The 21,418-nt window shown below is 63.2% G+C and carries 14 protein-coding genes; 7 read left to right on the top strand and 7 right to left on the bottom strand.

The annotated features are described in order from the left end of the window. Positions 1-3: 3 nt before the first annotated feature. The 4 genes from ACVNHC_RS00505 to ACVNHC_RS00490 all read left to right on the top strand — a co-directional run bounded on the left by ACVNHC_RS00505 (position 4) and on the right by ACVNHC_RS00490 (position 7,723). Positions 4-657: an urea amidolyase associated protein UAAP2 gene (locus ACVNHC_RS00505; protein WP_050471014.1), complete on the top strand. Its 654-nt coding sequence runs from the start codon at positions 4-6 to the stop codon at positions 655-657. Beyond that, positions 657-4,196 (top strand): urea carboxylase, encoded by a 3,540-nt coding sequence (gene uca, locus ACVNHC_RS00500; protein WP_457166158.1) that lies wholly within the window; start codon positions 657-659, stop codon positions 4,194-4,196. Before ACVNHC_RS00505 ends, uca begins: the two co-directional genes overlap by 1 nt. After that, the gene (gene atzF, locus ACVNHC_RS00495) at positions 4,193-5,992 is read left to right on the top strand and encodes an allophanate hydrolase (RefSeq protein ID WP_457166157.1); all 1,800 of its coding nucleotides are present in this window, start codon (positions 4,193-4,195) and stop codon (positions 5,990-5,992) included. The genes uca and atzF overlap by 4 nt, the downstream gene beginning before the upstream one ends. Before the next feature lie 243 nt (positions 5,993-6,235). Beyond that, positions 6,236-7,723, top strand: a complete 1,488-nt coding sequence (locus ACVNHC_RS00490; RefSeq protein WP_050471017.1) for an ATP-binding protein — start codon at positions 6,236-6,238, stop codon at positions 7,721-7,723. Positions 7,724-7,822: 99 nt separating this feature from the next. Here the strand turns inward: ACVNHC_RS00490 and ACVNHC_RS00485 are convergent, their stop codons facing one another. Beyond that, entirely contained in the window at positions 7,823-9,856 is a 2,034-nt protein-coding gene (locus ACVNHC_RS00485) for a methyl-accepting chemotaxis protein (protein ID WP_457166156.1), read from the bottom strand. A gap of 149 nt (positions 9,857-10,005) precedes the next feature. Beyond that, positions 10,006-10,257: a hypothetical protein gene (locus ACVNHC_RS00480; protein ID WP_457166155.1), complete on the bottom strand. Its 252-nt coding sequence runs from the start codon at positions 10,255-10,257 to the stop codon at positions 10,006-10,008. Between the two features lie 274 nt (positions 10,258-10,531). Here ACVNHC_RS00480 and ACVNHC_RS00475 point away from each other — a divergent pair, with 274 nt between their 5' ends. Both ACVNHC_RS00475 and ACVNHC_RS00470 read left to right on the top strand, forming a co-directional pair. Beyond that, the gene (locus ACVNHC_RS00475; protein ID WP_050471020.1) at positions 10,532-11,047 is read left to right on the top strand and encodes a hypothetical protein; all 516 of its coding nucleotides are present in this window, start codon (positions 10,532-10,534) and stop codon (positions 11,045-11,047) included. Between the two features lie 274 nt (positions 11,048-11,321). Beyond that, positions 11,322-13,754 carry a methyl-accepting chemotaxis protein gene (locus tag ACVNHC_RS00470; protein ID WP_119396610.1) on the top strand — a complete coding sequence of 811 codons (2,433 nt, stop codon included), beginning with the start codon at positions 11,322-11,324 and terminating at the stop codon, positions 13,752-13,754. A gap of 141 nt (positions 13,755-13,895) precedes the next feature. Here ACVNHC_RS00470 and ACVNHC_RS00465 read toward each other — a convergent pair whose 3' ends face one another. Then, on the bottom strand, positions 13,896-14,333 hold the full coding sequence (locus ACVNHC_RS00465; protein WP_457166154.1) for an Lrp/AsnC family transcriptional regulator: 438 nt from the start codon (positions 14,331-14,333) through the stop codon (positions 13,896-13,898). 131 nt (positions 14,334-14,464) lie between these two features. Here ACVNHC_RS00465 and ACVNHC_RS00460 point away from each other — a divergent pair, with 131 nt between their 5' ends. After that, positions 14,465-15,373, top strand: coding sequence for a DMT family transporter (locus ACVNHC_RS00460; RefSeq protein ID WP_457166153.1), 909 nt, complete (start codon positions 14,465-14,467; stop codon positions 15,371-15,373). Positions 15,374-15,493: 120 nt separating this feature from the next. Here the strand turns inward: ACVNHC_RS00460 and ACVNHC_RS00455 are convergent, their stop codons facing one another. The 4 genes from ACVNHC_RS00455 to ACVNHC_RS00440 all read right to left on the bottom strand — a co-directional run bounded on the left by ACVNHC_RS00455 (position 15,494) and on the right by ACVNHC_RS00440 (position 21,387). Further along, positions 15,494-16,399 carry a sugar transferase gene (locus tag ACVNHC_RS00455; protein ID WP_457166152.1) on the bottom strand — a complete coding sequence of 302 codons (906 nt, stop codon included), beginning with the start codon at positions 16,397-16,399 and terminating at the stop codon, positions 15,494-15,496. 500 nt (positions 16,400-16,899) lie between these two features. Then, a complete protein-coding gene (locus ACVNHC_RS00450; RefSeq protein ID WP_094462166.1) occupies positions 16,900-19,038 on the bottom strand; it encodes a GumC family protein in 2,139 nt (712 codons plus the stop codon). Between the two features lie 82 nt (positions 19,039-19,120). Further along, a complete protein-coding gene (locus tag ACVNHC_RS00445; protein ID WP_457166151.1) occupies positions 19,121-19,945 on the bottom strand; it encodes a metallophosphoesterase in 825 nt (274 codons plus the stop codon). Further along, entirely contained in the window at positions 19,942-21,387 is a 1,446-nt protein-coding gene (locus ACVNHC_RS00440; RefSeq protein WP_457166150.1) for an O-antigen ligase family protein, read from the bottom strand. The genes ACVNHC_RS00445 and ACVNHC_RS00440 overlap by 4 nt, the downstream gene beginning before the upstream one ends. Positions 21,388-21,418: the final 31 nt, after the last annotated feature.

Here is a 21,418-nt window from a genome sequence, read left to right as displayed (position 1 = left end):
CCGATGACCGCATTCATTCAGACATCTCCCGCCCGCACGCCTGAAACAGCAGTGCAGGACCATTACATTCCTGCCGAAGCGCCGTTCTCCACCTTTGTCCGCAAGGGGCAGGTGCTGCGCATTGAGGACAGCTATGGCCAGCAGGCCGTCGACACGCTGTTCTACAACGCCCATGACTTCTCCGAGCGCTATTCCAGCCAGGACACCATGCGCGAGCAGGGGGCGGCCTATGTCTCCACCGGCACGAAGATCATGTCCAGCGAAGGCCGGGTGATGCTGACGGTAACGGCGGACAGCTGCGGCCGCCATGACACCTCCGCCGGGGCCTGCTCCTGCGAGAGCAACACGGTGCGCTTTGGCGCCTACACGAAATATCTCCACGCCTGCCGCGACAATTTCGTCATCGAGGTATCGAAGCACGGCATGAGCAAGCGGGATGTGGTGCCGAATATCAACTTCTTCATGAACGTGCCGATCGAGCCGTCCGGCAAGATGACCATCGTGGATGGCATTTCCTCGCCCGGCGACTACGTGGAGATGAAGGCGGAGATGGACGTGCTGCTCGTCATCTCCAACTGCCCGCAGATCAACAATCCCTGCAATGGCTTTGACCCGACACCCATCCGGGTGCTGGTCTGGGATGACGGGGCGGCGTGATGTTCCAGAAGGTTCTGATCGCCAACCGCGGCGAAATTGCCGTGCGCGTCATCAAGACGCTGCGCAAGATGGGGATCGCAAGCGTTGCGGTCTATTCCGATGCCGACCGGTTTTCCAAAGCGGTGCTGATGGCCGATGAGGCTGTGCGGCTGGGGCCCGCCCCGGCGGCTGAAAGCTATCTCAAGGTGGAGGCCGTCATCGCCGCCTGCCGTGAGACGGGGGCAGAGGCTGTCCACCCGGGCTATGGCTTCCTGTCGGAGAACATCGGCTTTGCCGAAAGGCTGACGGCGGAGGGGATCACCTTCATCGGCCCCTCGCCGGACAATATCGCGGCCTTCGGCCTCAAGCATACGGCGCGGGAGCTGGCGAAGGCCAGCGGCGTGCCGCTGCTGCCGGGCTCCGGCCTCATTGCCAGCGGGACTGAAGCTCTCGCAGCGGCGGAGGCCATCGGCTATCCGGTGATGCTGAAGTCCACCGCCGGGGGCGGGGGCATCGGCATGCAGCTGTGCGAGACGCCCGAAGCGCTGGGTGCCGCCTTCGAGACGGTGCAGCGGACGGCACAGGCCAGCTTCGGCGATGCCCGTGTCTATCTGGAGCGCTTCGTTGCCAGAGCCCGCCACGTGGAGGTGCAGATCTTTGGAGACGGCAATGGCAACGTGGTGGCGCTGGGCGAGCGGGACTGCTCGCTGCAGCGGCGGAACCAGAAGGTGATCGAGGAAACTCCGGCGCCGGGTCTTTCCGCCGCGGTACGGCAGAAGCTGCATGCGGCAGCCGTGGCGCTGGGCCGTCAGGTGAACTACGCCTCGGCCGGTACCGTGGAATTCATCTACGATCCGGCGCGGGAAGAGTTCTACTTCCTTGAGGTGAACACCCGCCTGCAGGTGGAACATCCGGTGACGGAAGCCGTCTTCGGCGTCGATCTGGTGGAGTGGATGATCCGTCAGGCAGCGGGAGAGGATGTGCTGGCCGGTGCCGGGCAACTGACACCCAGGGGGGCGGCCATCGAGGCGCGCGTCTATGCGGAAATGCCTCACGCGGGCTTCCGCCCCAGCGCGGGCCTTCTGACGGAGGTGCGCTTTCCTGAAGACGTGCGCGTGGATGGCTGGGTGGAGACGGGCACGGAGGTGACTGCCTTCTATGATCCGATGCTGGCCAAGATCATCGTCAGCGGCAAGGACAGGGCCTCGGCCATTGAAGCCCTTTCTACAGCACTGTCACAGACATCCCTGTGCGGGATCGAGACCAATCTCGGCTATCTGAAGGCGATTGCCGCCTCGGACCTGTTCCGCAGCGGTCAGGTGGCGACGACGGCGCTCAGGGATTTTGCCTTTGTGCCGGATGTGATCGAGGTGATCGCGCCGGGGGCTCAGTCTAGCCTGCAGGAGCTGCCGGGCCGTCTTGGCCTGTGGCATGTGGGGGTGCCCCCCTCGGGACCGATGGACGAACGCTCCTTCCGCCATGCCAACCGGCTGGTGGGCAATGCGGATGAGACGGCAGCGCTGGAACTGACCGTTGCCGGCCCGGTGCTGCGGTTCTTCTCGGATGTGCGTGTGGCGCTGGCCGGAGCCCTGATGCCTGCTTCGCTGGACGGCACGCCGGTGCCGCACAACGAGGCCTTCGAGGTGCTGGCAGGCCAGACGCTCTCCATCGGAGCCATCAAGGGGGCCGGACAGCGGACTTATCTTGCTGTTGCAGGCGGGCTTGATGCGCCGGTGGTGCTGGGCTCACGCGCCACCTTTGGCCTCGGACAGTTCGGCGGCAATGCCACCGGCACCCTGCGGGCTGGCCATGTGCTGCGGCTGGCGCGGGCGGAGCAGGCTCCGGTCAAACCTGCCGGTGCACCTGCGGAGCTGACGCGGGAGTGGCATGTGGGCGTGCTCTATGGCCCGCATGGCGCGCCGGATTTCTTCCTTGAGGAAGACATCGAGACGCTGTTTTCGGCCAGTTACGAGGTGCATTACAACTCGGCCCGCACGGGCGTGCGGCTGATTGGCCCTGCACCGAAGTGGGCACGGGCTGATGGCGGGGAGGCGGGGCTGCACCCTTCCAACCTGCATGACAATGCCTATGCCATCGGGGCCATCGATTTCACCGGCGACATGCCGATCATCCTGGGGCCGGATGGCCCCAGCCTCGGTGGCTTCGTCTGCCCGGCGGTGATCGCCCGGGATGAGCAGTGGAAGATGGGGCAGTTCAAGCCCGGCGACCGGATCCGTTTCCATGCGGCCGGGCGCGAGGGCGATCCGCTGGCGGGGCCTGCTGTCCGCAAGCTGGGTGAGGAGGCGGGGTCGCCTGTTCTGGCAACGGGCATGGCCGGGACCGTTCCCGTTGTCTACCGCCGTCAGGGCGATGACAACCTGCTGATCGAATATGGCGCGATGCAGCTCGACATCGGCATCCGCATGCGTGTCCACCTGCTGATGGAAGCGGTGAAAGCGGCGAAGCTGCCCGGATTGATCGACCTGACGCCGGGCATCCGCTCGCTGCAGATCCATTATGACGGCACGAGCCTGACCCGCCGCCGCCTGCTGGGGCTTCTGTCGGAGATCGAGCAGACCCTGCCGCCAGCCTCGCAGGTGAAGGTGCCAAGCCGCACCGTCTGGCTGCCGCTGTCCTGGAACGATCCGGACGCGGAACTGGCGATGCGCAAGTATCAGGAACTGGTGCGCCCCAATGCGCCCTGGTGCCCCTCCAACATCGAGTTCATCCGCCGCATCAACGGCCTTGCAGATGAGCAGGCGGTGAAGGACACCATCTTCGACGCAGCCTATCTGGTGATGGGGCTGGGGGATGTTTATCTCGGCGCACCTGTGGCAACGCCTGTCGACCCGCGCCACCGGCTGGTGACGACCAAGTACAATCCGGCCCGCACCTGGACGCCGGAGAACGCGGTGGGCATCGGCGGGGCTTATATGTGCATCTATGGCATGGAAGGGCCTGGGGGCTATCAGCTGTTCGGGCGCACCATCCAGATGTGGAACACATGGCGGCAGACGGATGTGTTCGGCAAGGACAAGCCGTGGCTGCTCGATTTCTTCGACCAGATCCGCTTCTTCCCCGTCTCGCATCAGGAACTGACCGAAGCGCGGGCCGCCTTTCCCCATGGCGGTTATCCGCTGAGGATCGAGGAGGGCATCTTCTCGCAGGCAGAGTATGAGGCTGGCCTTGCGGCCAATGCGGCCAGTATCTCCGCCTTCAAGCAGGGTCAGCAGGCTGCCTTCGAGGCAGAGCGCCAGCGCTGGAAGGACGCGGGGCTGGACAGTTTCGTGGCGGACGAGGGGGGCGGGCCGGGCCTTGGCGGTGACATTCCGCAAGGCTGCACGGGCGTTGAAAGCGCCGTGCCCGGCAATGTCTGGAAAGTGCTGGTGGAGGCCGGCCAGAAAGTGGAAGCTGGCGAAACGCTCGCCATCATCGAGTCAATGAAGATGGAAATCACGGTCACCGCCCATGTGGCCGGACGGGTCAGCGAGCTGCGTGCCGCCCCCGGCCGCAGCATCCGGGCCGGTGACGTGCTGGTGGTACTGGAGGATGCACTATGATCCCGGTGATGCTTGACCTTGCCTCCCTGCGGGCGGCCTACCAGAATGGCCTGACGCAGCTTGCTCTGGTGGAAGAGGTGATTGCCCGATGCAATGCCTGTGATGACCCGGCGGTCTTCATCACGCGTGCGAAGGACGAGGATCTTCGGGCCGCCGCCATGGCGCTGATGGCGCGGGCGCCGGAGCCCAACAGCCTGCCGCTCTGGGGAATTCCCTTCGCGGTGAAGGACAATATCGATGTGGCGGGCCTGCCGACGACCGCAGGCTGCCCGGCCTATGCCTATCAGCCGGAGACGGATGCGGCGGTGGTGGCGCGGCTGAAGGCTGCCGGGGCTCTGGTGGTGGGCAAGACCAATCTTGACCAGTTTGCCACCGGGCTCAACGGCACCCGCTCTCCGCACGGTGCACCGCGCTGCGTCTTCAACAAGGACTATGTCTCCGGCGGCTCTTCCTCCGGTTCGGCGGTTGCCACGGCGGCGGGGCTTGTCAGTTTTGCGCTGGGTACGGATACGGCAGGATCTGGCCGCGTGCCTGCGGCCTTCAACAATCTCGCCGGCATCAAGCCGACGCCGGGACTGGTGCCCAACACTGGCGTCGTGCCCGCCTGCCGCAGCGTTGATGTGGTGACGGTGTTCGCCGCGACTGTGGGCGATGGCGTTGCCATCCGCAAGGTGATGGATGGCTTTGACGCGGGCGATCCCTATTCCCGCAAGGCAGAGCCTGTGAGCCTGCCCGTCTCCGGGCTGCGTGTCGGCGTGCTGGCAGGTCCAGAGCGGGAATTCTTCGGCAATGCCAGCGTCGAGGCGCTTTATGATAGGGCCATCGAGCGGGCGTGGAGGCTGGGGGCCGTTATCGTGCCTTTCGACTATGCGCCGTTCCGGCAGGCGGCGGAGCTGCTTTACAACGGCCCCTGGGTGGCGGAGCGTCTGGCGGCGGTGAAGGATTTCATCGCCACGAATGCCGCTGACTTCGACCCCACGGTGCGCGCCATCATCGAAGGGGCGAGGGCCTATGATGCGCTTGCCGCTTTCGAGGGCCAGTACAGGCTGGGCCACCTGCGCCAGAAGACGCTAGCCGAGTGGGCGAAGGTGGATGTGCTGATGCTGCCGACCTCGCCCACGATCTATACGGTCGAGGAGATGCTGGCTGATCCTGTCACCAGAAACAGCCACTTTGGCCGTTACACCAACTTTGCCAATCTCTTCGGCTATGCCGCCATTGCCGTGCCGGCCGGGTTCGGCCCGGATGGCCTGCCGGGCGGGGTGACCCTGTTCGGTCCTGCCTTCAGCGATGATGCGCTCGCTCCCTTCGCCGATGCCCTGCACCGGGCAGCGGCCTGCGGCATGGGCAAGGACAAGACGGCAGAGCTGCCTCAGGCCAGCCGCGTGCCGGAGCCCGACGACGGGCTGGTCCCGGTTGTGGTGGTTGGCGCGCATCTGACCGGCATGCCGCTCAATCACGAACTGACCGGGCCGGGCGGCAAGCTGGTGAAAACCTGCCGCACGGCGGGCGACTACCGCCTCTTCGTGCTGCCGGGCACCACGCCGCCGAAGCCGGGCCTCATCCGCGAGCCGGGCTTTGCAGGAAGCGGGCTTGAGGTGGAAGTGTGGAAGGTGACGCCGGAGGCTTTCGGCCGGTTCGTCCAGAAGATCCCGGCACCGCTCGGCATCGGCAAGGTGACGCTTGATGACGGCAGCGCCGTCTCCGGCTTCCTGTGCGAGAGCCATGCCGTGGCCGGAGCGCAGGAGATCACCAGCCTCGGCGGCTGGCGCGCCTATATCGCGCAGAGGAATTGAACGCAGAAGCAGCGGCAGGGCAGGGCCTTGCCGCCGCTCGTCCACAAGGGGATCGCAGAAGAGCGGGGGAATCGGCTTCACCCCTGCCTGAAAATCGCTATGTTTGCGGCGCAGAGCATTGACCTTGCCCACCTTGAGGGAGTACCGCCGGACGACCGGGTTTGACCGGCAAGTCTCAGGCGGCGGCAATGCCATGCCCGAGGTCTTTAGACCTAACCGGATTTCAGCGGCACGGGACGGGGAATGACGGTCAGCATCGATATCGGCGAAATGTCAGGCGGCGCAAAGGCGCTGATGGATCTGGAAGAACTGCTCGCAACGCGCCTGCTGGTGCAGGGCAACTCCGGCTCTGGCAAATCGCATCTTCTGCGCCGTCTTCTCGAACAGTCCGCCAGCTGGGTGCAGCAGGCGATCATCGATCCGGAGGGCGACTTCGTCAGCCTTGCCGAGAAATTCGGCCATGTGGTGGTGGATGCTGCCGGAACCGAGCGCGACCTGCAGATGATCGCTGCCCGCGTGCGTGCGCACCGGGTTTCCGTCGTGCTCAATCTGGAAGGTCTGGACGCCGACCGGCAGATGAAGGCGGCTGCAACGTTCCTTGACGGCTTGTTCGATGCGGACCGTGACCAGTGGTATCCGATGCTGGTGGTGGTGGACGAGGCGCAGCTTTTTGCCCCTGCGGCTGCCGGTGAAGTGAGTGAAGAGGCGCGCCGCCGCTCGCTGACCGCGATGACGAACCTCATGTGCCGCGGCCGCAAGCGCGGGCTGGCCGGCATCATTGCGACGCAGCGCCTCGCCAAGCTTGCCAAGAACGTGGCGGCGGAGGCTTCCAACTTCCTGATGGGCCGCACCTTCCTGGACATCGACATGGCCCGCGCGGCCGATCTTCTCGGTATGGAGCGGCGGCAGGCGGAAGCTTTCCGCAATCTCGACCGCGGCCATTTCATTGCCCTGGGACCAGCCATGTCGCGCCGTCCGGTGCCGGTGCGCATCGGGCCGGTGGAGACCTCCGGCCGCGGCGGCGGACCGAAGCTGACGCCGCTGCCGGACAAGCCGGCGGAAGACGCCAAGGATCTGATCTTCACGCCCATGCCGGATGAGGCCTTGCGCATCCGTCCGCGTGCGCCGGAGCCAGTTTCGACGGCGGAAATCCTGACGCAGCTGTCGGCTGCGGGCCGCATGGAAAGCGCCCGCAACCAGCCCGCACCTCAGCCGGACGAACCGCCGGTGGACACGGCCGAGCGGGATGCGGCAATCGACGAAATCATGACGGCAATTCTGGCGGAGCCCGAGGCGGCCTTCCAGCCGGTGGCAGCGCTTTATCAGGACTTTCAGGTCCGCTGCCGTATCGCCAAGGTGCCCGGCGGCGTGCCGGATCTCTCCGTCTTCCGCGAGAAGCTGTCGGTGGCCCGTGCCGGCGTCGACAGCGGTGAGGTGGACACCAATGACTGGGAGCGGGCGGCACTGATTGCCGCCGAGCTGCCGGAGGACATGCGCGGGGTCTATCTGCTGCTGGCCAAAGCGGCGCTCGCCAAGGCGCCGTGCCCGCCGAATGCGGAAATCGCCAAGGCCTATGGCACCCGCTCGCCGGGCCGTGCCCGCTGGCTGCTGGCCCATATGGAGGAGCGGGGCTTCCTGCTCTGCGCCACCGACATGCGCGGCAACCGCATTGTCACGCTGACGGATCTGGGCTGGCAGACAGCCCCGGGCGATGCGGAAGCGGCAGCCTGAGAGCATTCTAAAGGCCTGACGCGCCAGACCTCGCTCCCCTGACATGAAAAGGGGCGCCGCAGCGCCCCTTCGGTTCCTTATGACGATAGTTGTTGCCTGTCAGGCGGCGCGCACGCGCTGCAGGAAGCTCGCGATTGTCTCTTCCAGCTTTGCCGCCTGACGGGTCACATCCTGCGAGGCCTGCAGAACATCGCTGGCCGAACCGCTGGTCTCCTGGGCCGACTGCATCACATTGCCGACGCTGCCGCTCATGTCGCTGGTGCAATCTGCGGCGCGCTGAACGTTGACCGTGATTTCACGCGTTGCCTCTCCCTGCTGGGAAATGGCATCGGCGATGGTGGTGGTGAACTGGTTCACCTCACCCATGGTCTCGGCAATTTCCTGGATCGAGCCAACCGCCTCGCGGGTGGAGGACTGGATGCCGCTGATCTGCGACGAGATTTCCTCGGTCGCTTTCGCGGTCTGGTTGGCGAGTTCCTTCACCTCCGCCGCCACAACTGCAAAGCCCCGTCCGGCTTCGCCCGCACGGGCCGCCTCGATGGTGGCGTTGAGGGCCAGAAGATTGGTCTGCTCGGCAATGGCCTGAATGAGCTGCACCACTTCGCCGATCTTCTGGGCCGCGGTGTCAAGGCTCCCGACCCGCTCGTTGGAGAGGGCTGCAGCGCGGGCCGCAGCTTCCACCACGCCCTTGGTCTGCTCCACCTGGCGGCTGATTTCGCCGATGGAAGCGGACAGCTCCTCCGCCGCAGAGGCAACCGTCTGCACGCTGATCTGGGCCGTTTCAGAGGAGGCAGCCACGGTGGAAACCTTGCTGGAGGTCGCCTGGGCAATCGAGGTCAGTGCACCTGCCGTTTGTTCCATCCGGCCCGAGTTGGCCGATACCTCGGAAATGGCCTGGCGGACCTCTGCCTCAAAGTCCTGGATCAGCGCCTCGACATGCTCCTGCCGGGCAAGGCGCGCCTGCTGCGCTGCCTCGCTTTCGCCCTGGAGCTTCACCCGTTCGATCGCATTTTCCACGAAGACGCCGAGAGCACCGGCCATCATGCCGATCTCGTCCTTCCGCTCCCGGTGTGCAACGGGGCTGTCCACATCCCCGGCCGCAAGGGCACGCATGCGCTGGGTGAGCTGGGAAATGGGGCGGGAGATATTGCCGCCCAGCAGCCACATCAATGCCGTGCCCGCCGCCAGAATGACCAGAGCCAGGATGATGGCGGTGTTGCGGGTGGTGATGGCGGCTGCCAGCAGCTCGCTTTCCTCAACGGTGAGGATGACGAACCACTTCTGGCTGGTGTTGACCAGCGGAATGGCGCGGATTGCTTCATAGACGCCATCCGTCTCCTTCATGCTGATGCCGTCCTGAGCCTGCGAAAGGCGGGCGATCAGGCTCTGGTCCGCCGTCTTGCCCAGCAGGCTGCTGTCGGGATGGGAAACCCAGACGCCGCCCTCGCTGATCAGGCCGACGTAGCCTGTCTTGTAGGGATCGAAGGAGGCGACCTGCTTCTGCAGTCCTTCCAGAGACACATCGATGGTGGCGCCGCCTGCGCCGCTGCCCCTGACATCGATGATGGGAGAAGACGCGGTGGCCATGAGCACATCAACGTTGTTGACCGGGTAGAGATAGGGCTCGGTCACCGTGTCCTGCCGCAGCTGGCGGGGCTTGTCGTACCAGTCCTCCGATCCGCTGTCGCCGCCGAAGATCAGCGGCTCCATCGCCACCTTGCCGTCCGCATGATAGAAATAGGGAATGAAACGGCCGTTTCCGTCAGAGAAGCCGGTTCCCTTGTTGTCCGCATCAAGGCCGGCGAGATCGGGTTCCAGGATGGCGCCGCCGCCGACAAACTGCGGGTTGCGGGCAATGATCTGCTGCATGACCGCGCCATAGGCATTGCGGTCCGTGATCCCGGCATGGAGCAGGCCTTCCATCGCATCTGCGGCAGAGCGTGCGGCCAGCTGAGCTTCGGCCACGGTCTTGCTGACCTGTGTGGCAAGCGACAGCGTTGCCTGTTCAACCTGCTCTTCGCCTGACCTGCGGGCAGACGATTGCATCATTGCCGAGATCACCGCGATGACCACGACAAACCCGATGATGAATACGGCACTCGCCGAAATGAAGATGCGGCCCTTCAGCGACATGGAATGCTCCAGACATCTTGAACAAGTGCCGGAATTCTGCGTGTGTGCGGTGAAAAAAGTGTAACCCTTCAGGAATAAATATAAATTCGATAGTCGGCTATTGAATATATAGTCCAGTATTCCTCAGCGTAAGACGGGGCTGCCACAGTTTATTGCGCACGGCGCATCCGTGTCATGGGGGTCGAGGAAGGCTGTGCTGATGGAACCGGAAACTCCGGGTCCGCCAGTAAAAATTTCAGTTGTGCCAGTTCCAGCTCCAACCCCTCAATGGTGCGGGCGAGCACTGTGTCGAGGTAGCTTCCGGCCGGGGCGTTGCTGCGGATGCGGCTGGCCTGATTGAGCGTTGCCCGCAGATAGCGCGCAACGTCTTCCACTTCGAAGCGGGTGATGCTGATATCCATCTGTCCGTCCATGGCAGTGACTCTGGTTCGTTCTCTTTTTGTTCCTATACTCCGTTCCTTCAAGACAGGCAAGAGGAGTCTCCGCTCCTGTCTGGATCCACCCGATCAGCTCCTGCCGGATCAGTATCAATGCCTGTCCATTCCCGGCTTGCGCTTTGCCGCAAGGCTGACATGATCGCCTGAGAGAGAAAGCGGCATGGCAGGGATTCTGCCGCTTTAAAACATGCTGCAGTCCCGGCGAGGCCGGGTGCGCCAGATGGGGTGAGTGCCGGAAATGCTGAAGACAGCCGTGTTCGCAATTGGGCTTGTCCTGCCGGGAGCCGTTCTTGCCGCCGATGCCACCGCGCCGGTGCGCGAGATCATGAGGATGACGGAAGCGAATTGGTCCGAGAGCGGGGCTGAGTATCAGGACATCTTTGACGCCAGCCGGCTGAAGGTGCTGTTCAGCTCCGATTTTGCTGCCCGCTACGAGAAGGCGATGCAGGGCGAATATGCCCGCGAGAGCGGCTCGCCCTTTGATTATGATGTGATCGTCAACGGTCAGGATGGCTGTCCGCTGAAGAATGTCACGATCACCGCCGCTCCGCCGCAGGGTGCCGTGACAGATGTGAAGGCCCGTTTTCAGGCCGTGACCTGCTTCGGTCAGGAGGCCGAATATCAGGCCTATAACGAGACGCTGTTCAAGGTCATCGTCGAGAACGGCAAGCCGGTGGTCGATGACATCGTGCTGTCGATGGATGGCACGCCCTTCTCGATCAAGGCGGAACTGGGCGCTGCCGCAGGTCAGTAAGCTTCCCTTGCGGGAGGTCAGGAAATGGCAGGCGGTAGGCCTTCCTAACCTTCCGCCGTCAGAATCCTGTTGCGTTATTTATTTCGGGCAAGCGCCTTCTCTTGAGTCGAGGCTGCGCAGCCCCGGGCTCGGAGCAGAGTCAATCCGCTGAAGAGTGCGGTTTTTAAGCTGTGCCCTCTGCTGCGCATAAGGCCTGATTTATTTAACCTGGAGGAATTTACTGAATTTTTATTCCGATACCCCGTAATTCCTGCAAGGGTAACGGGAGTTGAGTATGCCGGGGCTGCGCGGGGTTTTTTCCCATCTGAAAGTTTCCACCAAGCTGGCGGGCGGTTTCGCCGCCATGATCCTCCTGACGGGTCTAGCGGGCGGGGCAGGCACGCTGGCCGTGCTGGACCTCAAGGACAAGCAGGCGGTCAGCGGTCTGGCAACGGAGTCGATTGCCGCGCTTCAGGAGGCGTCGGCAGCCAGTCAGGCCTATCTGGCAGCGCCTGCCGCGGAAGCTGCACAAACGGCAGAAGACAGGCTTTCGGCACTGGCGGGCCAGCTCACCCAGCTCCAGTCCCGTCTTACTGACGGCCAGGCCCGCGCCGCGACTCAGGCGGCGTCGGGCGCTGTCGCGGAGTTGCAGGCGAATTTCACCGAAGTGGTCGGCACCATCGCTGCCCGTCAGGCTCAGCTTGAGCGGCTGACGGCTTCTGCAGGCAAGCTCGACACACTGGTGACCTCCATCAGTGACCAGATGCAGCAGGCGCAGCGCGCCGCCATTGACGAAAGCAAGAAGGCTGGCGGCACACGTGACCGGGCCGACCGCGTGGTGCGGCCCTTGTCCGGCATGCTGGAAAACCTGCTGATGGTCGAGATCACGCTGCTGCGGGCAGGGCGCGACGGAAATCTCACTCTGATCGGCGAGGCCGTCTCCCTGAGTGGACATCTCACGGATGCTGCCGGGGCGATTGCCAAGGTCAAGGGCAGCGGCATTGAGCCTGCCAGCCTGACTGCACTGACCGAAGGCCTGACGGCCTTTGCCACCCGTCTGCAGCCGCTGGGTGCCATGGACAACCCCTGGGGCCGCCGCGCGGCGGTGGCTGTGCTGGCGGGTGAACTGGAGGGCGTGCGCAAGCAGGCCTCCGGCCTGCAGCAGAGCCTTTACGCAGTTCAGGATGACGCCCGCAAGTCGGCAGCCTCTGCCCAGAGCCGGGCAGGGATCGTGGATCTGGTCAAGAGCAACGTGGACAAGCTGACCCGCGCCGTGCTGGAGCTGCGCTCGGCCACGATGGAAACGCTGGCCGCAGATGGGCCGTTCAAGCCCGATCCGGTGCTGAACCGGATGGAATCCCTGCGGACCCTGGCCAACACGCTGGCCGCGGACGCAGGTGCCTTTCCCGAAATCAAGCCCGCCGTGGAAGCGATTACGGCCGAGGTGGATGTCTATGCCGCCGAATTTGCCAGCCTGACCAGCGCCCTGCAGCAACTGGCCGAAACGGCCACGGCGCTGGATGCCTTGTCGGCAGATGTGCGCCAGCAGATCAGCCAGCTCGCCAGCGCCCAGTCCCAGGCTGCGTTTTCCGCCGCCAACGGCGCTCTGGGCACCATTGGTGGTGCGGTCGCGCTTGCCATTGCCGCAGGCATCGGCCTTGCGGTCCTGCTGGCCATGCTCATCACCCGGCCGCTGCGCGCCATTGGCGTGCAGATGGAGCGGCTGGCGGAAGGGCGCACGGACATTGACCTGTCGCAGGAGGCGCGCCGGGATGAATTCGGCGGCATGATGCGCACCATCCGCGTCTTCCGTGACAATATTCTCGAGCGTCAGCGGCTTGAAGCAGCCAATGAAGAAGAGGCCCGCGCTCAGGTGGAGCGGCAGGAACGGATGACGGCCCTGATTGCCAGCTTCCGGGACCGGGTGCAGGAAACGCTGGCGGCTGTGGGTGAAACCGCGTCCGGCATGGAAGGCACTGCGCAGGCGCTGGCCGGGATCGCAGGCGAAAGCGCGCGCCAGGCCGGCGATACGCTGGATGTCAGCGGCGTTGCGGCCCACAGTGTCGAAAGCGTTGCAGGCGCTGCCGAGGAACTGGCCGCCTCCATCGGCGAGATCGGCTCCCAGGTTCAGCGCACCAGCCAGGTTGTTGAAATGGCAGCCGCCTCCGTGGACGACACCAACCGCAAGGTCGAAAGCCTGTCGGAAGCGGCCGACCGCATTGGCGAGGTCGTGACCCTGATCCGCGCCATTGCCGAGCAGACCAACCTTCTGGCCCTGAACGCCACCATCGAAGCGGCCCGTGCCGGTGAAGCCGGCCGCGGCTTTGCGGTGGTTGCCTCCGAGGTGAAGGAACTGGCGACGCAGACGTCCAAGGCAACCGAGGAAATCTCAGGACAGATTTCCGCCATTCAGGATTCCACCCGGGCTGCCGTCGATGCCATCGCGGGAATTGCCCGCACCATGTCGGACGTCAACAGCTACACCACGGCCATTGCAGGAGCCGTGACGCAGCAGGGGGCGGCAACGGGCGAAATCTCCGGCAACGTCCAGAAGGCCGCCGAAAGCACGCAGGCCGTGCGCGGCAACATGAACGCCCTGTCTGCCACCGTGGAACAGGCGAGCGAAGTTTCAGGCCAGGTGCTGGAAGCCAGCGAAAAGCTCGCCGCCCGCACCTCGGACCTGCGCAGTGAAGTGGAGCGGTTCCTCAACGGTATCGCGGCGGCCTGATGCCAAGGCGTGATGCGCGGCTGCCGCAAGCGCGGGCGTCATACCAAGCCTTATGATGCTGACGCATCATGCCTTGAAACTGCTCAAGCGCCGCAAGGATTTAACCACCTCTCGATGTGTCGTTCTCATCGAGAGGTGGCGTCAGCCGAGGGGCGGATTCCGGCGCTTGACGGGCTGTGATTTGACGATCGAGGTGTTGGTCTCAGCCTTGTCGGCGATCCGGTCCAGCAGCTTGTCCAGTTCATCAATCGACCGCACGGCAATGCGGGCAATGTAGCAGTCGTCACCCGTCACCTTGTCGCATTCAAGCACCTGAGGCAGATCGGCAATCATCTGCTGCACGATATGCAGCTTGCCCGGCAGGGGGCGGATGCGGGCGATGGCCTGCAAGGTATAGCCCAACGCCTCGTGGGAGAGATCTACCGTGAAGGCGCGGATGATGCCGCGCTCCTCAAGACGGCGCAAACGCTCCGATGTGCTGGGCGATGACAGGCCGGCGGCTTGCGCCAGTGCCTTCAGTGAAACGCGTGCGTCCCGGGTGAGGATGTCAATGATCCGGCGGTCAGTGTCGTCAAGCATCGGTTCTCTATCAGGTGTCTGGCCTGTTTCGCCTTCGTAAATAAGGCTTGGGTGAGATATAACCTACTCTAGATCATGTTTTGCGCTTCTGTCTGCCTTTATCATGAGGGCCTTCAGGATGGAGCGCCACAATGACAAGCACTCATGCCCGCGGAACGGCCGAAATGACCGCCGCAATGATCATCTCCGGAACGGTCGGCCTCTTCGTCGTTCTCTCCGGTCAGCCGGTTCTCAACATTGTCTTCTGGCGCTGCGTCTTTGGCGCGGGCGTTCTTCTGGCGGTTTGCGCGGGCCTGGGACTGTTCCGGCGCAGGCGGATCAGCCTGCCGCAGGCAGGACTGGCAGCTTTTGGCGGGGTTGCCATTGCCATCAACTGGATCCTGCTGTTTGCCGCCTACCCGCGGGCTTCGATTTCCGTTGCCACAGCTGTCTACAACACCCAGCCTTTCATGCTGGCGGTCATGGCGGCCGTCATTTTCGGGGAGAAGCTGACGGCATCGCGGCTCGGCTGGATGGTCATGGCCTTCGCTGGCATGCTTGCAATCATTCAGGGGCGCCCCGGAGCGGTGACCGGGGCCGGGGCAGGCGGCTATCTGGCGGGGGTGGGGCTGGCATTGGGAGCGGCGTTCTTTTATGCGGCCGCCGCCATCATTGCCAAGAAGCTCAAGGGCATCCCGCCGCATCTGATTGCACTCATTCAACTGGCCACGGGCCTGCTGATGCTGGCGCCGCTGGCGGACTTCGGGCAGATGCCGGCGGACCTTCATGCCTGGGCGCTTATCGTCACGCTGGGCGTCATCCATACCGGGTTCATGTATGTGCTGCTGTATGGTGCCATTCAGAAACTGCCAGCCAGCCTTGCCGGATCGCTGTCGTTCATCTATCCGGCCGTTGCCATCGTGGCGGATTTTCTGGTTTTCGGGATCAGGCTGGGGCCGCTGCAAATGGCTGGCGTGGCCGTTATCCTGCTGGCTGCAGCCGGTGCCGCATTCGGCTGGTCCCTTACGGGCCGCCCGGCTGAGCGGACAGGATCTTGTTAAACGGAAACCGCCCAGAGCACGGTGTCGCTGTGCCACGACAGGGATCACGCTGTCTGCATAACAAAAAAGGGCGCAGCCAAGGCTGTGCCCTTTTTGATGGTGCGGCGCAAATGCCTGGGCTCAGTAGCCCGAGCCGCGCGTGAATTCGTTGACCACGGTCATGACGATGATCTTCAGATCGCCGCGCGTGCTCTGGGACTTCAGATATTCGAGATCATATTCGAGACGCATGGACGCATGGTAAGGGTCGGTCGTCTCGCCGCGGAAGCCGTTGACCTGTGCAAGGCCGGTGATGCCGGGGCGTACCTGATGACGGGACAGATAGCGGGTGTCGAACTCTTCATAAAGCTTGCCGGCGGCGAGCATACCCGGAACATGCGGGCGCGGGCCGACGAGAGACATCTCACCCTTCAGCACGTTCCAGAGCTGCGGCAGTTCGTCGAAGTTCGACTTGCGCAGGAAACGCCCGATCGGCGTGATCCGCGGATCGTTTTTCCGGGTCTGGACAACGCCGGTGGCATCCTGCTTGGCCACATACATGGAGCGGAACTTGAGCGCCATGAACAGTTCGTTGTTCCGTCCGTAGCGTGCCTGACGGAAGATTACCGGGCCGGGGCTCGACAGCTTCACGCCAATGGCAAGACCGACGAGCAGGGGGCTCAGCAGGATGAGGCCCGCAGCGCTGCCGGCAATGTCGATGCTGCGCTTCAGGAAAGGACGGATACGGCTGCGAAGGCCGCTTTGAATACCGCTCGCAGCGGCTAGAGCATCCTGAAGCGCCTCTTCAGGTGCCGGAATGGAAGGGTGAAGCGCCTGTCCCACGCCTGAGGACTGTGCTGCCAGTGGGGCGCCCAGTTCCGGTGTGTGGGTGACGCCATGCTGCCGGCCGGCGGCCAAAGGGCCAAGATGCCGGGCAGGCGCCAGATTACGCTCTGAAAGGGCTCTGGAGAGAAAGGGAAGGCGTTTCGCGGGCTTCTGCGGGGTGGGGCGCTTGCGTGCTTCACCTTCAATAAACTCGTGCACCATTGCAATCTCCAAACTCACAAGAAATTAACACGTCAGGTGCCTGAACGGCGTTCTGTCCGATGCGATCTCCGCTTCAAAACCGGCGCGGATGTTGATCAATTTAAATCAATTCTCAGACTTACTTTAGGTCTTTGGTAACATATTCCGCACCGCAGCGCAATCGGCGGGATGCGGCACTTTTAGGCACGGTCTCCTTTAAGGCGCTGAAATACTGGCGTATCACGCCTTGAAATTGCTCACGGGCCGCGCCGGCTGGACCGGTACTGGCTGCGTCAGGCTCATCGGGCACCGGTCCATACGCCGACTTTGCAGCCAATCTGCATCCGGCGCGGGAAGTCTGCGCGGCGATGGAACCTGACGTAGGTTCGGGCAGCCTCCGGCCACGAAAAAACCGGCTGCGGAACCGCAGCCGGCCGGTTGCGTGGCTGATTGTCAACGGCCGTTGATGAACCGGCTTGTCCGCCGGCCCCTGGCGGACAAGCCGCCGCCTGCGCCCGCACCTACTCCGTGTAGTAGTCGGAATAGGTGTTGTAGAAGGTCGTCTTGCCTTCCTGCTGGTTCAGGGCGGTCAGAATACGGCAATGCTCGCTCTTTGTCTGGCTGAGGCGCTGGATGGCGTTGACGCACATGCGTTGCGGCGTCCGGGCCCAGCGGATGACGAAGGTGATCACATCCGCATATTTTGCGAGATAAAGGCCATCGACCACCGGCTCGATCGGGGGGGAGTCCAGCACGATATAGTCAAAGCGGGGACGTGCGGTCTGAATGAGGCGGGAGAACTTCTCCCGGGTCAGCAGCTGATCCGTCGGCACGTCTGCCCGGCGGGCGCCGACCACGGCCGTGAGCGACGTTTTGGGATCAGACCTTACGATGTTCTGCAGCAGCTCATCCGAGCCGATGTCACCAATCAGGAAGTCCACCAGCCCATTGGAGGGCTCGATGTTCAGATGGCGCTGGATACTCGGCTTGCGGAAGTCGCAGTCGATGATCAGCGTGCTGGCGCCCGAAAGAGCGAGCGTGCGTGCCAGTGACAGGGCGAGAGTCGACTTGCCTTCTCCGGGCATGGCTGAAGACAGCATGATCACACGGCCAGACTTGCGGGCCTCTTCCGGCTGCTGTGCCCAGGAGCTTTGAAGCGCATTGTCGAGTGTCGCCCGGAGCCTGCGGATGGATTCCGCATACATGGACAAAGGACTGTCGACAAGCGCATCTGAAATGGAGTGCATGTCGGCTACATTGCTGTTGTGCCGGGGGACGACGGTTGCAAGCGGCAGGCGTGTCACGGCCTGAACCTGCTCTTCGTCCGTAAAGCCGCCAACGAAATTCTCGAAGATGAAAGCCAGTGCAAGGCCGGCGCCAATGGCAAAGAGAACAGCCACTCCGAGAATCAGGGGCACTTTCGGCGAACTGGGCCTGTTCGGCGGATAAGCCGGAGAGACGACACGGCTGTCGGCTATCTGCAGGGCGGCTTCCGTTTCCAGTGTCTGCGAGCGGGCAAGAAGCATCTGGTATTGGGAAGTCGCGTTACGGGAGATCTGCTGGAGCCGGTAGATCTGCGCCAGCATGTCAGCAGGCAGATTGCTGTTGAGGATGGCGCTGCTGAGGTCCCGCCGCAGCGTTGCAGCTTCCTGGTCATACTGAGATGCGGAGTTCTGGAGCTGTTGCAGCGCCGAGGTCGTTTCCTGCTGCAGGCTGGCGTTGATCTTGTCCAGTTCCTCGCGCAGATTGATGGCCCGTGCAGAGCCGCCTTCTACCTGTGCCAGGCTGCGCTCCAGTTCCATGCGCTGACGGTTCAGCTCGGCTACGGCAGCCGTCTGGAGATTGTCGGCAACGCTTTGCCAGTCGCTCCGCGCCACGCTTTGGCGCAACGCCATGGCCTGGCTTTCTGCCGAGGACCGGTCCGCGATCAGCTGATCGATCCGCCCGCGCATGCTGGTCAGATCAGTGCGTCCTGTCTGCTCGGCAATTGCGTTGACATTGGAGAGAATGAAATCGTCGTAGGCCTTCTCGGCGGTGACGACGGCATTTTCAGCATCGGCCACCTGGCGCTGCACGATATCGCGCGCCTCTCTTGTATTCGATGTCTTGGACTCGATCTGCAACCGGATGTAGGTCGTGGTGATTGTGTTGGCGAGCTCGGCAGCACGGGCCGGATTCTCTGACCGAACGCTGACTGCAATCAGATAGGTGAGGCCGCGGCGGGACACGGATACATTGTTCTTGAGCTTGGCCAGAACCGAGCCAAGTGCCTCTTCGCCCGTCGGAATCGTTATGTCTCTGATGCGCAGGAATGCGAGCAGCTTGTCCCGAAGGCCAATCTTCACACCGAACTCGGGATCGGTCACAAGCCCCTTTTCAGCAATGACAGAAAGAAGAACAGCGTCGGAATCGACTATTTCCACTTCGCTCTCGACGCGCGCGCTGTCAGCTGCCGAAGATCCCATGGAATTGCTGGGATCCAGAAGGTTTTTGCGGCTGGGATCGACAAGAACCAGGGCGGTTCCGGTGTAGAGCGGTGTAATCGAGAAAAGTGCGATGCTCGCAATGGCGAGGATGATTGCAATTGTCGCAATGATTAACTTGAGCTGGCGGCGAACTATGCCAAAAAGGCGGCGGAAATCAATCTCTGCGTCATCCATGAAAAGACATCTTTCCTGTCAGACTGAGGGGAGGGCTCAGATCTTGGGTCAATGATTGGAGACAAAACATTATCGCGCAAAGTCATACTTGAGCAGCGCCTTTGCGTCCAGCGCTTGCCTGCAGGAATGAAATATGCCCGTCGTAGGTCACGCGCAGAGCCGTCAGTATACCGGTTGCATATGCGCCGGTATCGATGGCGATGCGGTTGCTATGGACCTCGGGCGCCTGAACGACCGTATGCCCATGCACCACGATGGCACCATGGTCGGCGGTGCTGGACAGAAAATCCTGTCTTATCCAGGCCAGATCCAGATCGTCCTGCAGCGCAAGCGGCACATTCGGGCGGATGCCCGCGTGAGCGAATATGATGCCGGGCATCGCGTATGCCGTCGGCAGGCTGTCCAGCAGCTGCACATGCTCTTCCGGGATGTAGCTGCGCAATAGCATTGCAGCCGTTCTGGGATTGCGCCGGAGGTTGTCAATTTCTTCCGCGCTCATGCCGTAGGAAAACAGCGCCTCCTTGCCGCCGTGGGCCAGCCAGGCCATGTTCGCTTTCGGATCCTCCAGGAAGCCGAGCATCATCATTTCATGATTGCCCGCAAGAATGGTGCGCCTCATGCCGCCGCGAGGCGGGGTCAGCATGCGATCGAGCATCTGCGCGGTCGAAGGGCCGCGGTCGACGAGGTCGCCGAGCAGAATGAGGTCTGCAGGGCCGGAGAACTGGGCCGCGTCCTCCAGGATCAAGGCCTCGAGCTCTTCATAAAGATCAAGGCATCCGTGGATGTCGCCTACGGCATAGAGCACCTGTGGCCGGTCTTCGCGCAGGATAACGCGCGGATTGACGCCTCCGGTTTCCCGCGCTCTGCCCGAAAAGAGGCCGCCAAATGCAGTCAGCAGGCGCCTCATGCGCTGCCTCCTGCATCTCCTACGGCGCGCGCAGCGCGTTCACGCGCTGCGGCATAGCCAAGGCCCAGCATGATGACAAAGAGGAAGGTGACGGCTTCGATCTCAAGGCTGAAGTCGACAAGCGAGTGAACGGCACCCAGGACGATGGCTCCCGTTGCAGCGCAGATTTCGATCTGCCGGTTGCCGCGAAACAGAGCCGCCGGCAGAAGCGAGGCGGCAATGACAAGGACGATGACGATCGGCAGGCTGCCGAACAGGAGGCCCATCTCGCTCCAGTGTGCGAGGTACGTGGAGTGCGCCTTGTCAAAGACGACGGAGGTGGACCGGGGCATGACATTGTAAAGCGGATAGGCCGCTTCGAACGTGCTTGCGCCGAAACCGAGAAGGGGACGGTCGCCGATCATTCTGAAGGTGTTTTCGTAGACTGCCCAGCGGACGTCGGCATCCCGTTCAACGGTCAGGCTGCGTTCCAGCGTGCCCTGGCCATAAACGGCAACGATCGCCAGTCCGCCCGCTATCAGCAGGCTGAAGGCAATGAGGCGGCTGCGCAGTGAGGGCAGGCGCAGGAGCACGGCGGTTGCGACGCCGCAGCCGCCGGCAAAAAGACCCATGCGCGAATTGGAGGCGGCAAGTGCCGCTATGATGATGAGGAAGGCGGTGGCTGCCAGGACCTGCTGGGATGAGATCCTGAAGCCCCGCTTGGGCAGGCCGCTGCGCTCGCCGACGCCGCGCAACTGCGGCGGGGGCGAGCCGGGCTCGTTCTCAGCCGGTGGCAGGACAAGCAGCGCAGCCAGAATGGCGCCGAACCCCATGAAAGTCGCAAAGGAGTTCCGGTTGATGAATGTGCCTGTGGCATCGCCCATGTACTGCGACTTTTCGACGAACAGCACGCCATCACCCAGGTAAAGCAGGGCGATGATGGCATAGAGCGCCTGGGCCGTGACGATGCCTGTCAGAAACAGCGTGATCCGCCGCGCGCGGTTCTTGCGCACGCCTGCCTGTACTGCGAGGAAGAAAAGCACGCCATAGGACAGCCAGCGCAACAGGGCGAGAAATGTGTCGCCCGGCACAAGGCTGATGCTGCGGCTTTCGAAAACGGCACCGGTCTGCCCGGTGAAGGTGAAACTGCCGAGCGGCAGGATCTGGGCCAGCATGAAGGCAGCAACGGCGAAAAACGGGATCGTCACCGGCCATGTGGCGGAAAGAGGCATCCGCAGGCTGACGCTGCCGGAGCGGCTGAACTGCAAGCAGTACCAGGCGAGCACAAGCCCGAGCACCAGGGCCCAGAGCGCCCAGAAAACAGGCCTGTTGCTGCCGAATGGCACCGGGGCCACAAGCATGACGGCAAGGAGAACCCTGCCGGCGGTGTCATTGAGACGGGTGGTGCCGCTGCCGCCTGAGGACAGTCTGTCCCGGGTTGCTCTGGGCCTGCTGCTGAACATTTATGGGTCTCTGAATAACGTCGTTCTTATG

The organism is Pannonibacter sp. Q-1 (assembly GCF_054073275.1).
The sequence above is the reverse complement of the archived record's forward strand: the minus strand, read 5'-3'. Positions and strand labels throughout refer to the sequence as shown.

What these genes read in the sequence shown, in the direction of transcription:
- ACVNHC_RS00505 (WP_050471014.1), top strand. Translation starts at nt 4, where the DNA reads ATGACCGCATTCATTCAGACATCTCCCGCCCGCACGCCTGAAACAGCA.
- uca (WP_457166158.1), top strand. Translation starts at nt 657, where the DNA reads ATGTTCCAGAAGGTTCTGATCGCCAACCGCGGCGAAATTGCCGTGCGC.
- atzF (WP_457166157.1), top strand. Translation starts at nt 4,193, where the DNA reads ATGATCCCGGTGATGCTTGACCTTGCCTCCCTGCGGGCGGCCTACCAG.
- ACVNHC_RS00490 (WP_050471017.1), top strand. Translation starts at nt 6,236, where the DNA reads ATGACGGTCAGCATCGATATCGGCGAAATGTCAGGCGGCGCAAAGGCG.
- ACVNHC_RS00485 (WP_457166156.1), bottom strand. Translation starts at nt 9,856, where the DNA reads ATGTCGCTGAAGGGCCGCATCTTCATTTCGGCGAGTGCCGTATTCATC.
- ACVNHC_RS00480 (WP_457166155.1), bottom strand. Translation starts at nt 10,257, where the DNA reads ATGGATATCAGCATCACCCGCTTCGAAGTGGAAGACGTTGCGCGCTAT.
- ACVNHC_RS00475 (WP_050471020.1), top strand. Translation starts at nt 10,532, where the DNA reads ATGCTGAAGACAGCCGTGTTCGCAATTGGGCTTGTCCTGCCGGGAGCC.
- ACVNHC_RS00470 (WP_119396610.1), top strand. Translation starts at nt 11,322, where the DNA reads ATGCCGGGGCTGCGCGGGGTTTTTTCCCATCTGAAAGTTTCCACCAAG.
- ACVNHC_RS00465 (WP_457166154.1), bottom strand. Translation starts at nt 14,333, where the DNA reads ATGCTTGACGACACTGACCGCCGGATCATTGACATCCTCACCCGGGAC.
- ACVNHC_RS00460 (WP_457166153.1), top strand. Translation starts at nt 14,465, where the DNA reads ATGACAAGCACTCATGCCCGCGGAACGGCCGAAATGACCGCCGCAATG.
- ACVNHC_RS00455 (WP_457166152.1), bottom strand. Translation starts at nt 16,399, where the DNA reads ATGGTGCACGAGTTTATTGAAGGTGAAGCACGCAAGCGCCCCACCCCG.
- ACVNHC_RS00450 (WP_094462166.1), bottom strand. Translation starts at nt 19,038, where the DNA reads ATGGATGACGCAGAGATTGATTTCCGCCGCCTTTTTGGCATAGTTCGC.
- ACVNHC_RS00445 (WP_457166151.1), bottom strand. Translation starts at nt 19,945, where the DNA reads ATGAGGCGCCTGCTGACTGCATTTGGCGGCCTCTTTTCGGGCAGAGCG.
- ACVNHC_RS00440 (WP_457166150.1), bottom strand. Translation starts at nt 21,387, where the DNA reads ATGTTCAGCAGCAGGCCCAGAGCAACCCGGGACAGACTGTCCTCAGGC.